A 206-nucleotide genomic window follows, 5' to 3' on the forward strand; every position below is an offset into this window, starting at 1 on the left:
CACGTTATTTAAATATTATTGCGGATACGATTTTCTTTGGTCGTCAGAAAAAGATGTTTATTACAGGATAGCGTTTAATTCACTTCGTATGAAAGGCTATAAAATTCAATCAATTACCTGTGATGGCAGGCGAGGTTTATTGAAAGATTTATTAAATACACCGACGCAAATGTGCCATTTTCATATGGTAGCCATTGTGATGAGAG

Annotated in this window: 1 pseudogene; it reads left to right on the forward strand. The window is 34.5% G+C overall.

The window, feature by feature from the left end:
- Positions 1-206: pseudogene (locus AM305_RS12735) on the forward strand (hypothetical protein); the annotation flags it as partial.

Source organism: Actinobacillus minor NM305, from assembly GCF_000175195.1.
Classification (GTDB): domain Bacteria; phylum Pseudomonadota; class Gammaproteobacteria; order Enterobacterales; family Pasteurellaceae; genus Haemophilus_A; species Haemophilus_A minor.